This is a genomic window from Catenulispora pinistramenti (genome assembly GCF_018274385.1).
GTDB classification, from domain to species: domain Bacteria; phylum Actinomycetota; class Actinomycetes; order Streptomycetales; family Catenulisporaceae; genus Catenulispora; species Catenulispora pinistramenti.
This window is the reverse complement of record NZ_JAAFYZ010000148.1, coordinates 13,679-27,003: the sequence shown is the minus strand read 5'-3', so window position 1 is coordinate 27,003 and position 13,325 is coordinate 13,679. Positions and strand designations below refer to the sequence as shown.

Genomic DNA, 13,325 nt, shown 5'->3' with positions numbered 1-13,325 from the left:
CACCCGCGCCGAGCCCGCCCCTTCCGCAGCAGCAAGTTGATAGCCAGCGCCGTCCACCCCGTCTGATGCGAAGCGCCGATCCCGGCCCCGGTGTCCCCGTGGAAGTACTCGTGGAACGGAATCTGGTCGTGCCAGGCCGGGTCCTCCTGGAACAGCTTCACGTCGCCGAACACCGGGCGGTGGCCCGCCTCGTCGTTCAGGAACACCCCCACCAGGCGGTGGGCCAGGTCGTCGGCGATGGCGCCGTAGGTGGCCTGGTTGTCCGAGCCGGTCGGGTATTGGAGGGTGATGTGGTCGCCGAAGAATTCCTGGTGGCGGTCCAGGGCGTCGATGAGGAGGTAGTTCACCGGGAACCAGATGGGGCCGCGCCAGTTGCTGTTGCCGCCGAACATCGTGGTGTGGGATTCGCCGGGTTCGTAGCTGACGCTGTAGTCGGTGCCGTTGACGTTGAGGCGGTAGGGCTGGTCTTTGTGTGCTCGGGACAGGGCGCGTAGGCCGTGGTCGGACAGGAATTCGCCCTCGTCGAGCATGCGCTCCAGGACGCGGGGGCGTTGCTCGAAGGTCATCATCGTCAGCAGGCGGTGCGTCTTGTTCATGTCGACGCAGCCCATCAGCAGGTCGGCCTTGTCCAGCTGGTTCTCGAAGAACCACTTCACGCGCTTGCGTAGTTCCGGGACGGCGTCCATGGCCTCGGCGCTGACCGAGGTGGTGGCGACCAGGGGGAGCAGGCCCACGACGGAGCGGACCTTCACCGGGATGACGCTGCCGTTGCGGGTGCGGAGGACGTCGTAGAAGAAGCCGTCTTCCTCGTTCCACAGACCGATCTTGTTCGCGGCGGCGGCGATCAGGCCGAAGTGCTCGAAGAACTTCATCACCAGTTCGCGGTAGACCGGGTCGTGCTCGGCCAGTACCAGGGCGATCTCCATCAGGTTCAGCGAGTACATCGCCATCCACGCGGTGCCGTCGCTCTGCTCCAGCAGGTCCCCGACCGGTACGCCGGCGTCCCGGTCGAAGGGCCCGATGTTGTCCAGGCCCAGGAAGCCGCCCTCGAAGACGTTGTTGCCGTCGGCGTCGGCGCGGTTCACCCACCAGGTGAAGTTCATCAGCAGCTTGTGGAACACCCGCTTGAGGAACACGTGGTCCCGGCAGCCGTCGGCGCGGTAGATCTGCAGCGCCGCCCACGCCTGCACCGGCGGGTTGTCGTCGCTGAACGCCCACTCGTACGCCGCGATCTGCCCGCTCGGGTGCAGGTACCACTCCTGCAGCAGCAACAGCAGCTGCCGCTTGGCCAGCGTCGGGTCGATCTCGGCCAGCGCGACGCAGTGGAACGCCAGGTCCCACGCCGCGAACCACGGGTACTCCCACGGGTCCGGCATCACGATCACGTCGCGCGCCGACAAAGTCCACCAGTGCTCGTTCCGCCCGTGCCGCCGCCCCTCCGGCGGCTCCGGCTGCGCCGGGTCGCCCTCCAGCCACCGCGACACGTTGTAGTGGTAGTACTGCTTGGACCACATCAGCCCGGCCACGGCCTGCCGCAGCACGTCCGCCTCGTCGGCATTGCACGCCTGCGGCGTCAGCTCCGTGAAGTACTCGTCGGCCTCGGCCTCCCGGCGGGTCATCAGCTCCTCGAACCCGGTGTCCAGATCCGCCGGTCCCACGGCCTCGCTGTCCGGACCCTCCGAGCGCAGCCGCAGCCGGATCTCCGCGGTCCCGCCGGCCGGGACGGTCAGCACGTAGTGCAGCGCGCCCTTGGTCCCGCGCCGCTCCGGGTTGACGCTGTCGGCGCCGGCGACCACGTGGTCGTTGATCCCGTCCTTGGGATAGCGCGGCCCGTCGGTGTCCCACAGCCGCCGCGCGTTCGACTCGTTGTCGCAGACCAGCGCCTCCGGTTCGCCGGAGCCGATCAGCGCGATCCGGCCGAGCAGCCGGTGCTCGCCGACCAGCGTCCCGACGTCGCCGGTCAGCACCGGCACCGCCTCCCGGCCGGCCAGCCCCCAGGACCAGGTGTTGCGGAACCACAGGTGCGGCAGGACGTGCAGCGTCGCCTCGTCCGGGCCCTTGTTCTCCACATGGATCCGGATGCCCATGTCCTCCGGACCGTGCTTGGCGTAGTCCGTGGTGATACGCCAGTAGCGGTCGTCCTGGAAAATCCCGGTATCGACGAGCTCATACTCCGCGTCGTTGACGCCCCGGGCCCGGTTGGTGTGGACCAGGTCGTTGTAAGGGAACTCGTTCTGCGGGTAGTGATAGCGCCAGCGCATCCACGAATGGGTCGGCGTGGAGTCCAGGTACCACCAGTATTCCTTGACGTCCTCGCCGTGGTTGCCCTCGTTGCCGGTAAGGCCGAAGGCGCGCTCCTTCAGGATCGGGTCCTTACCGTTCCAGAACGCCAGCGAGAAGCAGAAGTACTGGTCGATGTCGCTGATCCCGGCCAGCCCGTCCTCGTTCCAGCGGTACGCACGGGAGCGCGCGTGGTCGTGCGGGAAGGAGTCCCAGGCGGTGCCGCCGGGGGAGTAGTCCTCGCGGACCGTGCCCCAGGCCCGCTCCGACAGATACGGACCCCACGCACGCCACGGCTCGTTCTCCTCGCCGTCGTACTGGTCCAGCCGCGCCTGCTCTGCTGTGGTCACCGCGCCCTCACCGTGCCCTTGTGTTCCTTGGGTACCGTTGCGGTTCGACCCTACGCAGCCCGTACGAAATGCGCTCGATAAAGACGACTGCGAATATGGCGGTCGTGGCGATCTCCAACCCGCATGTCTTCGGTACCGGTGTGTGCGGCGACCTCTCCGAGGGCGCGGCCCGGGAATGGCTTGTACCCGATGGCGCGGGCGGTTATGCCATGGGCACCGTGAGCGGGCTTCGGACCCGCAGGTATCACGCTCTGTTAGTGGTCGCCGAGAGCGGCGGCAGCGCGCGCCGGGTCGGCCTGGCGGCCCTGGACCCGGTCCTGGTCACCGAGTCCGGCGCCGAGATACGGCTCGCCGTGCACGAATGGGCCTCGGGCGCCATCGCCCCGGACGGCCACACCCTGCTGGAGAGCTTCAGCCTGGAGCAGGGTCTGCCGCGCTGGCGCTGGCGGATAGGTGACATCGTCCTGGAGGCCGAGCTGGCGGCGGTGCACGGCCGCCCCGCCTACGGCTATGTCTACCGCCTGCTGGCCGGCGGCCCGGTGAGGCTGCGCGTCGAAGCCCTGTGCACCTGGCGCGACCAGCACGGCGACCGCTTCGCCGGCGGCGGCGACCCGCAGACGCGGCCGACCGCGGACGGCGTGGTCGTCGAGGAGGCCTACCGGATCGCCGGGCCCGGCTGGACCGCCGGCGGCGAGTGGTACCGCGACGTCCAGCTGCGCGAGGAAGCCGCCCGCGGACTCGGGTCGCATGAGGACCTGTGGTTCGCCGGATCCTTCTCCGCCGAACTGACCGGCCCCGGCCAGACCCTGGAGGTCACCGCCTGGGCCGGCGACCTCGCCTCCGCCCCGCCGCCGGCCGCCCAGATCGTCGCGACGGCCCGGGACCGGGCCCGGAGCATCGAGGCCAAGGGCGCCGATCCCGTCGCCTCCCGGCTGCTGCTGGCCGCCGACGCCTTCGTCGTCAGCCGAACGGCCGCCGACGGCGCCGCGGTGCCGGATGTGATCGCCGGATACCCGTGGTTCGGAACGTGGTCCCGGGACACGATGCTCTCCTACGACGGCCTGTTCCTGGCCGCGGGCCGCTTCGACGAAGGCCGCCGCCTGCTCCGCGGCTACGCCGCGACCCTGTCCGAGGGCATGCTCGCCAACACCGCCGACACCGGCTCGGTCGAATACAACACCGCCGACGCCACGCTGTGGTTCGTCCACGCGATCGGCCGCCACGTCGCCGCCACCGGCGACACCGACCTGGCCGCCGAACTGGCCCCGGCGCTCGACGGCATCATCCAGGCGCACCTGGACGGCACCCGCTACGGCATCCGGGTGGACCCCGCCGACTCGCTGCTGACCCAGGGTGCCGACGGCTACGCGCTGACGTGGATGGACGCCCGCGTCGACGGGCAGCCGATCACCCAACGCCGCGGCAAGGCCGTCGAGATCAACGCGCTCTGGATCAACGCTCTGGGAACGGTCGCCGACCTGTGGAAGGCGATCGGCCGGGACGCGACCACCGTGCTGCAACGGCGCGAAGCGGCGGCGACGTCGTTCCAGCGCCGGTTCCCGAACCCGGACTGCGGGCTCTACGACGTCGTGGACGGCCCGGCCGGCGATGACGCGTCGCTGCGCCCGAACCAGCTCCTCGCCTACAGCCTCCCCTACGCCCCGCTGCGCGGTCAGGCTCCCGCCCCGATCGTCGGCCGGAAGCTGATGACGCCGTTGGGCATGCGCACCCTGCCGTCCGACGACCCCGCGTACCAACCGCACCACCGCGAGTCCCCCGCGCAGAGGGACGCCGCATACCATCAAGGCACCGTGTGGCCGTGGCTGCTCGGCGCCTACCGTGACGCGCTCGCCGCGGCTCGCGGCATGTCGGGCGGCTCCACGGGCGGCTTGACCGGCGGCCCGAGCGGCGGCCCGAGCGGCGCCCCGACCGGCAGCGCGCGCACCGACTCGTCGGCTGGCCTGCCCGGCGGTCCCGCCGACGCCGCGCTCGGCGGACTGCCCGGCCATCTCGGGGAGGCCGGGCTCGGCTCGGTCTCCGAGACCGCCGACGGCGCCGCACCCCACACCACCACCGGCTGCCCGTTCCAGGCGTGGTCGGTGGCCGAGGCCCTGCGCGCCTGGACCTCCGATCACGTCAACCGCACATGAACCCGAAGAACCGCCGAGCACAACCTAGGGGAGCAACGCCGATGTCCGGAGCGGTGCGCGAACTCACGATGACCAAAGCCGAGAACGACGCGATGGCGGTGGTCCGGGCCACGGTGCCGGCCCCGCCGCGCCCCGCGTCCCGATCCCTGCGGATCCTGATGCTCTCCTGGGAGTACCCGCCGGTGGTGGTGGGCGGCCTGGGCCGGCACGTCCACGCCCTGGCCCGGAACCTGGCCCGGGCCGGCCACCAGGTGACGGTGGCCACCCGGCACGCGCCCGGCGCGCCGCTGGACGAGATCGTCGAGGGCGTGCGGGTGGTGCGCGCGCCTGATGACCCGCCGGCGATCCCCCTGGACACCGCGCACCTGCTGGCCTGGACCATGGCCTTCAACCACACCCTGACCCGCGCCGCCCTGCACGCCGCCGACACCGGCGAGTTCGACCTGATCCACGCCCACGACTGGCTGGTGACCCACACCGCGATCACCATGCGCGACCACCTGCGGGTGCCGCTGGTGGCCACCGTGCACGCCACCGAGGCCGGCCGGCACCAGGGCTGGCTGCCCGGCGACCTGAACCGCGCGATCCACTCGGTCGAGTGCTGGCTCGGGTCGGAGGCCGAGCGGGTGCTGGTCTGCTCCAGGTACATGGGACGGGAAGTCGACGCCCTGTTGGGGGTGCCCGCGGCCAAGACCGAGGTCATCCCCAACGGCGTCGACCTGCCGCGCTGGTCGCCCAACCGGATGGACGTCGCCGCGGCCCGCTCCCGTTACGCCGGATCAGGACCGCTCATCGGCTTCGCCGGCCGCCTGGTCTATGAGAAGGGCGTCCAGCACCTGCTGCACGCCGTCCCCGAACTGCGCCGCCGCCACCCCGGACTGCGGGTGGTGATAGCCGGCGACGGTCCGCAGCGCGGCGAGCTGGAAGCCACCGCCGGCCGCTTGGACCTGCACCACGAGATCAGCTTCACCGGCTTCGTCCCGGCCCGCGGCCTGTCCTCGACCATGGCCTCCACCGATGCGATGGTCGTGCCGAGCATCTACGAGCCCTTCGGCCTGGTGGCGCTGGAGGCCGCGGCTGCCGGGGCGCCGCTGGCGGTGTCCGAGACCGGCGGGCTGGCCGAGATCGTCGAGCCCGGCGTGACCGGCCTGACGTTCCCGGCCCGCGACGCCGGCGCGCTCACCGAGTCCGTCAGCTCCCTGATCAGCGACCGCGAGGCGGCGCGCACCATGGCGGACGCGGCGCGGGCGATGGTGCGCGACCGGTACGGGTGGGACGACGTCGCCGTCGCGACCGCCGGCGTCTACAACAGCGTGGTCGGCGCGGCCAAGACGAAGCGGCCGGCGAACCTGTGGCGCAGCGCGACGGTCCCGGACCGGGAACGCGTCCACATCCCCGAGGGCAACCTGCTGGAGTCGGCGGGGTTGCTGCCGTGAGTTGGAACGGGGGCACCGGCGCGGTGGCCGGGTTCGGTGGCGGGACGCATATGCAGGACACTGATACTGAATGGTCTGCTTGGTCTCCATGCTCTACATGGTCTGCTGAACGGTCTGCTGAATGGTCGTCGCTGGCCGCACCGGACGAGCCGCGCTATTGGCGGCGATACGGCGCGCAGGTGCAGGCCGACGGCGTCCGGTTCGCGGTGTGGGCGCCGAACGCCCAGCAGGTGAACGTCGAAGGCGACTTCAACGACTGGAATCCGCATCGGGGCGTGGAGCTTCGACGCGACGAAGCCGGGCGCTGGTCGGGGTTCTCGCCCGACGCCCGGCCCGGCGACCGGTACAAGTACAAGATCCTCGGCCGGGACGGGGTCTGGCGGCTGAAGGCGGACCCGGTGGCGTTCGCCTCCGAGATCCCGCCGGCCTCGGCCTCGGTGGTGTTCGACTCGCGGCATCAGTGGACTGACGACGAGTGGATGGCGCGCCATCGCGGCGGCGAACGCTACTCGTTCAACGAGCCGATGTCGGTCTACGAGGTGCACCTGGGCTCCTGGCGGCCCGGCCTGTCCTACGACCAGCTGGCCGAGCAGCTGGTCGGGCACGTCGCCGGGCTCGGCTTCACGCATGTGGAGTTCCTGCCGGTGATGGAACACCCCTTCGGCGGATCGTGGGGGTATCAGACCACTGGCTTCTACGCGCCCACCGCACGCCTCGGCGACCCCGACGGGCTGCGGCGGCTGATCGACGCCTTCCACCGTGCCGGGATCGCGGTCATCCTGGACTGGGTGCCGGCACACTTCCCGCGCGATGAGTGGGCGCTGGCGCGGTTCGACGGTGCGGCGCTGTATGAGCACCCTGATCCGCGCCGCGGCGAGCACCCGGACTGGGGCAGCCTGATCTTCGACTTCGGGCACCCCGACGTGCGGGACTTCCTGATCGGCAGCGCGCTGTACTGGATCGAGGAGTTCCACGCCGACGGGCTCCGGGTCGACGCGGTGTCCTCGATGCTGTTCCTGGACTACTCGCGGGCACCGGGGACCTGGGAGCCGAACTGCTTCGGCGGGAACTCGAACCTGCAGGCCCTGGACTTCATCAAGATGCTGACGAACGAGACGCACCGGCGGCACCCCTCGGTGGTGATGATCGCCGAGGAGTCGGCGGCCTGGCCCGGGGTGACGCGGGCGGTCCAGGACGGGGGCCTGGGGTTCGACGTGAAGTGGAACCTGGGGTGGATGAACAACACCCTGCGGACCGTGACCGTGGACCCGCTGTTCCGGCGCTACCACTTCGACGAGATCCGGCGCCCCTCGGCGTATGCGTTCATGGAGCACGACCTGCTGCCGCTGTCCCACGACGAAGTGGTGCACGGCAAGGGCTCGCTCGCCGGGAAGTTGCCGGGCTGGCGGGGACAGCAGCTGGCCGGGCTGCGCGGGCTGTTGGCGTATCAGTGGGCGTTCCCCGGCAAGCAACTGCTGTTCATGGGCGGGGAGTTCGGCCAGCGCGGGGAGTGGAGCGAGGAGTGGGGGCTGGACTGGGGGAGCGCCGACGACGGCGACGGCGTCGCCCGGCTGATGGTGGACCTGAACCGGCTCTACCGCGCGCACCCCGCGCTGTGGGCGCGCGACGACGACCCGGGCGCCACGCACTGGGGCGCGGCTGACGGGGACGCGAACCTGATCTCGTTCGTCCGGTACGGCAAGGACGAGGACGCGCTGGTCTGCGTCGCGAACTTCTCCGGCGGCGAGGTGCGCGACCGGCGGATCGGGCTGCCGTGGGGCGGGACGTGGCACGAGGTGCTGAACACTGATTCGCGGGACTACGACGGCGGCGGGTCGGGGAACCTCGGGGCGGTGGTGGCGGACGCGGGGCGGGGCTGCGACTGGCTGCCGGCTTCGGGGACGGTGACGGTCGGTGCGTCCGGGGTGGTCTGGCTGGCGGGGCGGTATGGGGAGTGAGTGTGGCCCCGATCGCTCAGCCGAACGAGGCCCTGATCGCTGAGCCGACCGCGGCCTCGATCGCTTAGCCGAACGCGGCCCGGTGGTCGTCGGCCCAGATCTCGTAGCTGCGGGCGGGACGGCCGAGCACGGTCACCACATCGGTGGTCAGCTCGGCGTTCCGCCCTTCAGCGATGAACCGCTGCCCCCGCATCGCGACCTCGGCGAACTCCGGGTCCAGGCCGGCGGCGATCATCTGCTCCTTCGCCTCCTCCAGCGGCACGCCGACGATCTCGATCGGCCGGTTGAGTACCTTCCGTAGGATCTCCACCTGGTCCGGCGTGCTCAGCAACTCCGGACCGGTCAGGGTGTAGGTCTTACCCGCGTGGTCCGGCGTGGTCAGTGCCGCGACCGCGACCTCGGCGATGTCGCGCGGGTCGACCACGCCCTGGGCACCGTTCGCGGTCATGTTGGCGACCGGCTGCCCCGCGCGGATCATCGGGGCCCAGCGCAGGGTGTTGCTGGCGAAGCTGCTGGGCCGCAGGATCGTCCAGACCGCCTCGCCCGCGCGCACCGCCCGCTCGCCGGGCAGGTGCCAGCCGCCGACTCTGAGGTCGGAGTTCTCGCCGGTGCCGATCGCCGACAGCTTCACCACCTTCCCGATGCCGTGGGACCGCACGGCATCGAGCATCGCCAGATCGTGCCGCTCGATCCACGGACCCGGCGCGTCCAGCAGGAAGACCGCGTCGGCCCCGGCCACCGCGGCGTCGAGGGAGTCAGGGTCCTCAAAGTCTCCCCGCACGACTTCCGCCGCCTCCGCCGCCTTCGCCGACAGGTTCGCGCCTTCTGGTTTCCGCGTCATCGCCCGCACCCGCTCGCCGCGCTCGGCCAGGATCCGGACCACTTCAGTGCCGATGGTGCCCGTCGCACCCGTAACAAGGATCATGACCAGTACCCTGCCGCCCCACCGCCGCGCGGATATAGGAGAAAACGGCAGACCTGAGCGGGCCCGAGCCTGTACCGCCAGACCCTAGATGATTGATTCCTGGGGGTTCCGGCATACGGAACCGCCGCTGACACGTGAAAATGCGAAACGGCTCAGCAGCAAGCATGGGCGACCCGGACGGCCTCCCTCAGCCTGGTTGGCTTCGGGTGGCCGGCCGGGGCGGCCAGGCGCCGCTGATCAGCCGTTTCGCGCCGGTACCCCCAGGAATCAATCATCTAGAGTGGTCGGCGTGGACGCGATGACTCCGACGCCCGCGCTCCGGCCCTGGATCGCCGACGTGACACTGCTGCGGCCTGACAGTGCCCTGCCATTGGTGCACCTGCCCGACGCCGCCACCGCGCTGGTCTACCGCAGGACCGGTGCGGGGGACGGCGCGGGGAACGGCGACCTGCGCGTGATCGGCCCGCGTGGCCGCGCCTCCTACTTCCCGGGCAAGGACCTGCCGCTGTGCATCAGGATCCGGCTGCGTCCCGGCGCGGCCAGGCCGGTATTCGGCGTCCCGGTCAGTGAGCTGCGGGACCAGGCCGTACCACTGGCCGACCTGTGGGGCACCCGCGCCGCCCACCTCGAAGACCGCCTCAACGACCTGGCCGGCCCCGGTCCGGTCCTGCGCGGCATCGAGGACGCGCTGCTGGAAAGCCTGCACGGCACCACGGACTCGCGCGACCAACTACTCCGCAGGGCCGCCGAATCGCTGTCCACCACCGGCGAACGGGTCGGCGCCCTCGCCCGCCGACTGGCCGTCAGCGAGCGCCACCTGCGCGACCTCTTCACCGACCGGATCGGCCTGTCACCCAAGCACTTCGCCCGCGTCCAACGGGTCCGCACGGTGCTGGCGCGGGCCGGCTCCGCCGAGTGGGCGGGGCTTGCCTTGGACAGCGGCTACTACGACCAGTCCCACATGACCGCCGACTTCCATACGCTGATGGGAGTGTCGCCAGCCGCTTTTCGTGCGGGCCGCCTTCCCGCCGGGACGCTTTGCGCCGGGTGATGCGGCGGGCTGAGTCCCGAGCAGCCTCTATGGGCTGTTCGAACTGATCCGAACCCCGAACAGTCCCGAGGAGTCCGCCGCACTTGCCAGTCCGCCCAGCCCCTAACCCGCCGCCTGGTCGTGCCACCTAAGCACCCGCAGCGCCCGCAGCGTGTTCCAGCGACTCGGCGCGCCGTCGCCGTCATCGATGGGGAAGTGCAGCTCGCCGGGGTGCGAGTTCTCCAGTAGCCAGCGTCCCTGTGCGTCCTGCTTGCCGCGCACCACCTCGATCGCCTCGGCCAGGCGCTCGTCGGGGGTGGCGCCTGCCGCGCGCAGGTAGTCCAGGCCTCGTAGGACGTCGTAGTGCCAGTAGGTGGGGTGTGAGAACTGGGTCCAAGCGGAGGTGGTGCCGGTTTGGCGGTCCTTGTTGATGGGCTCGCCGGTGGACAGGCGGCGGAACATGCGGCGGGCCATCAGGTACTCCTGGCCGCGCTTGATCGCCTCGCTCAGCTGCGGTGTGCCGCCAGTTGCCCGGTCGTACTCCGAGAGCCCCTCCAGTACCTCGATCGTGGTGTGGAACGAGCCGCGGGTGGAGCCGTTCTCCTGCTCGCAGTTCCAGCCGCCGTCGGCCATTTGTTCGCCGAGCAGGCGGGTGACCACCGGGGTGATGTCGATGCCGTAGTAGGCGCCGAGGGCTACCGTGCGGCCGTTGATGCACGGCTCCACCTCGCCGGAGAAGAACGGTTCGCCGTCGTGCTCCCAGCGTGCGTTCTTGTGCACCAGTGCCACGGCGTCGCGCACCGAGGGCTCGTCCGGGTTGATGCCGAACCCGCGCAGCAGTGTCAGGCTCCACGCGATCGAGGTCCACTCCGGGAACAGGGTGCCCTGGCGCGACGAGTCCAGGGAGTGCCACCACTCGGAAGCCTTGTCGGAGGAGAAATTCGGCGTGTTCCCCGGCCACTTCCCGTCCGGCTGTTGCAGCGCCAGCAGCCGGTGGCCCCAGCCCTCGGAGGCGACGCGGGACCGTTCGGCCGCGACCTCGGTGCCGGGCGCGTCGGTGAGGTCGCGCAGTACCTGCCAGCGGATCGAGGGATCGCTGTCCAGCAGCCAGTCGGTGACGGTCATGGTGGATCCTCCTGAGGGCGCAGAAAGCATAGAGGGCATACCTGTGGTGCTGCCATCCTGGCGCGCTCCTCCGACGAATGCCGTGAACGACACAGCGGCGTGGCCGACGCCGATGCCGACGGCTACGCCGGGTGGCCGAGAACAACTACTCTCGACCACCCGGCGCTCCCCGCCTGCCCGACGCTCTACTTGACCTCCGTGCGCCGCACCCGCATCGCCCCGAGCAGCATCGGAATCCCGATCCAGAGCGCGGAGGCCGCCAGCAGCTGGATCCAGCCCTTGCCCGTGATGTCATGGCTGTAGAGCGGGGACTGCGCCTGGTTGAGGTCGAACCACGCCGTGGTGTTCTTCGAGCCGGAGCCGAAGAAGGCGCTGAACATGTTCGGCACCACGAAGGCGACCAGGATCGCGGCGGCGGTGATCAGCAGCGCCATGCCCAGGGCGATGCCCAGCAGCAGCCAGCTCAGCAGCACCAGCGTCACCTCGCCCGAGACCTGCCCGGCGAAGTTCCAGCTGCCGTCGCCGTTGCGGACGCTCTGGCCCAGGACGTTGCCGACGACCGAGACCAGCAGCATCAGGATGCTGACCCCGATGCCCAGGCCGAGTGCCGCCACGCCCTTGGCCAGCAGGACCCGGCCGCGCTTGGGCTCCAGGACGAACGTGACCAGGCCGGTGCGCTGGCTCCACTCGCTGGTCATGGTCAAGATCCCGAGGATCGGCAGCAGCAGCTTCTCCGGGGTCGAGGTGTAGTCGACGAACTTGGCGTAGTTCAGGTCCTTCGTCGACATCGTGAACACCATGACCAGGGCCACGATCGGGGTGGCCGCGACCAGCGTGAGCAGCAGCCAGCGGCCGGCGCGGGTGTCGGTCAGCTTGCGCAGTTCGGTGCGGACCAGGCGGCCGAAGGGGATCGGGATCAGCGCCCGGTCGATCGGCGTCGTCGTCGCGGCGGTGGTGGCGGCGGTGGTCATGACTTCACGTCCTCTCGTGCGTCGTCGGCGGTCAGCCGCAGGAACAGCTGCTCCAGTCCGGCCTCGTCGTCGGCCCGCAGCTCGCGCAGGGTGATGCCGGCGGCCGCGGCGATGTTGGCGATGTGCTCGGCCTCGGCGCCGACCGTGAAGCCGCCGTCCGGGTGGTCGGTGAAGCCCACGCCGACCGCCCGCATCCCGGCGGCCAGCCCCTCGTCGTCGGTGCTGCGCACGTAGACGCCGCTGCCGGCCAGCAGGTCGTTCTTGCTGCCCCGGGCCACGATCCGGCCGCGCCCGATGACCACCAGGTCGTCGGCGACGACCTCGATCTCGTGCAGCAGGTGCGAGGAGAGCAGGACGCTGCCGCCGTCGTCGGCGAACTCCTTCAACAGGGTCCGCATCCAGTGGATGCCGGCCGGGTCCAGACCGTTGGCGGGCTCATCCAGGATCAGGACCTTGGGATCGCCGAGCAGTGCGTGCGCGACCCCGAGCCGCTGGCGCATGCCCAGGGAGTAGGTGCCGGTGCGGCGCCGGGACTCGGCCTTGGACAGGCCGACCTTCTCGATCATCTCCTCGGCCCGGCGGTCGGGCAGGCCCATCATCATCGCGCCGAGCCGCAGGATCTCCAGCCCGGTGCGCCCGCTGTGCTGCGCCGAGGCGTCCAGCAGGACGCCCACGCGGCGCCCGGGGTTGAGGAGCTCGGTGTAGCGGCGGCCCAGCACGGTGGCCGAGCCCCCGGTCGGCTCGGTGAGCCCGACCAGCATGCGCAGCGTGGTGGACTTCCCGGCGCCGTTCGGGCCGAGGAATCCGGTGATCGAGCCGTGCGGCACGTCGAAGGAGACCGAGTCGACGGCCCGGGTGCCGCGGTAGTCCTTGCTGAGGTCCGCGACCCTGATCGCGGCTGTGGTGGTCATGAGCGCTCCCGTGGTGATCCGGTGACTGATACGCCTCCAGCCTGCGGCTCGGGCGCCTTCCGGTCGTCGGTGCGGGAACGTAACTTCGCGCTGCTCCGTGTGGACTACGCGGCAGGGGCCGGGGAGTACCGGCGGAAGTACGGGGTAACACTCGCCGCGGCATTCACGTCGCGGCACCTACTCCGCGCT

General features: G+C 70.8%; 9 protein-coding genes. 4 read left to right on the top strand and 5 right to left on the bottom strand.

Going from position 1 to position 13,325, the window contains the following annotated elements; all coding sequences use genetic code 11:
- Positions 1-2,630 (bottom strand): MGH1-like glycoside hydrolase domain-containing protein (locus KGQ19_RS32755; protein WP_212016480.1); only part of this gene is annotated, 2,630 nt, incomplete at its 3' end.
- Positions 2,631-2,725: 95 nt separating this feature from the next.
- On the opposite strand from KGQ19_RS32755, the gene KGQ19_RS32750 reads away from it, so the two are divergent.
- The 3 genes from KGQ19_RS32750 to glgB all read left to right on the top strand — a co-directional run bounded on the left by KGQ19_RS32750 (position 2,726) and on the right by glgB (position 8,174).
- Complete coding sequence (locus KGQ19_RS32750) at positions 2,726-4,780, top strand: amylo-alpha-1,6-glucosidase (RefSeq protein WP_230419806.1); 2,055 nt, start codon at positions 2,726-2,728, stop codon at positions 4,778-4,780.
- A 92-nt stretch (positions 4,781-4,872) separates the two neighbouring features.
- Positions 4,873-6,216, top strand: coding sequence for a glycosyltransferase family 4 protein (locus tag KGQ19_RS32745; protein WP_368862196.1), 1,344 nt, complete (start codon positions 4,873-4,875; stop codon positions 6,214-6,216).
- Positions 6,213-8,174, top strand: a complete 1,962-nt coding sequence (gene glgB / locus KGQ19_RS32740; protein ID WP_212016474.1) for a 1,4-alpha-glucan branching protein GlgB — start codon at positions 6,213-6,215, stop codon at positions 8,172-8,174. The genes KGQ19_RS32745 and glgB overlap by 4 nt, the downstream gene beginning before the upstream one ends.
- Before the next feature lie 64 nt (positions 8,175-8,238).
- Here the strand turns inward: glgB and KGQ19_RS32735 are convergent, their stop codons facing one another.
- The gene (locus KGQ19_RS32735; RefSeq protein WP_212016472.1) at positions 8,239-9,099 is read right to left on the bottom strand and encodes an SDR family NAD(P)-dependent oxidoreductase; all 861 of its coding nucleotides are present in this window, start codon (positions 9,097-9,099) and stop codon (positions 8,239-8,241) included.
- A 298-nt stretch (positions 9,100-9,397) separates the two neighbouring features.
- Between KGQ19_RS32735 and KGQ19_RS32730 the strand changes: the two genes are divergently transcribed.
- Positions 9,398-10,150 carry an AraC family transcriptional regulator gene (locus tag KGQ19_RS32730; RefSeq protein WP_212016482.1) on the top strand — a complete coding sequence of 251 codons (753 nt, stop codon included), beginning with the start codon at positions 9,398-9,400 and terminating at the stop codon, positions 10,148-10,150.
- 102 nt (positions 10,151-10,252) lie between these two features.
- On the opposite strand, the gene KGQ19_RS32725 is transcribed toward KGQ19_RS32730, so the two are convergent.
- From KGQ19_RS32725 to KGQ19_RS32715, 3 genes are all read right to left on the bottom strand, one after another.
- On the bottom strand, positions 10,253-11,254 hold the full coding sequence (locus KGQ19_RS32725; RefSeq protein ID WP_212016470.1) for a prenyltransferase/squalene oxidase repeat-containing protein: 1,002 nt from the start codon (positions 11,252-11,254) through the stop codon (positions 10,253-10,255).
- A gap of 185 nt (positions 11,255-11,439) precedes the next feature.
- Positions 11,440-12,225 carry a hypothetical protein gene (locus KGQ19_RS32720; RefSeq protein ID WP_212016468.1) on the bottom strand — a complete coding sequence of 262 codons (786 nt, stop codon included), beginning with the start codon at positions 12,223-12,225 and terminating at the stop codon, positions 11,440-11,442.
- Complete coding sequence (locus tag KGQ19_RS32715) at positions 12,222-13,136, bottom strand: ABC transporter ATP-binding protein (RefSeq protein ID WP_212016466.1); 915 nt, start codon at positions 13,134-13,136, stop codon at positions 12,222-12,224. Before KGQ19_RS32715 ends, KGQ19_RS32720 begins: the two co-directional genes overlap by 4 nt.
- Between the last annotated feature and the right edge of the window lie 189 nt (positions 13,137-13,325).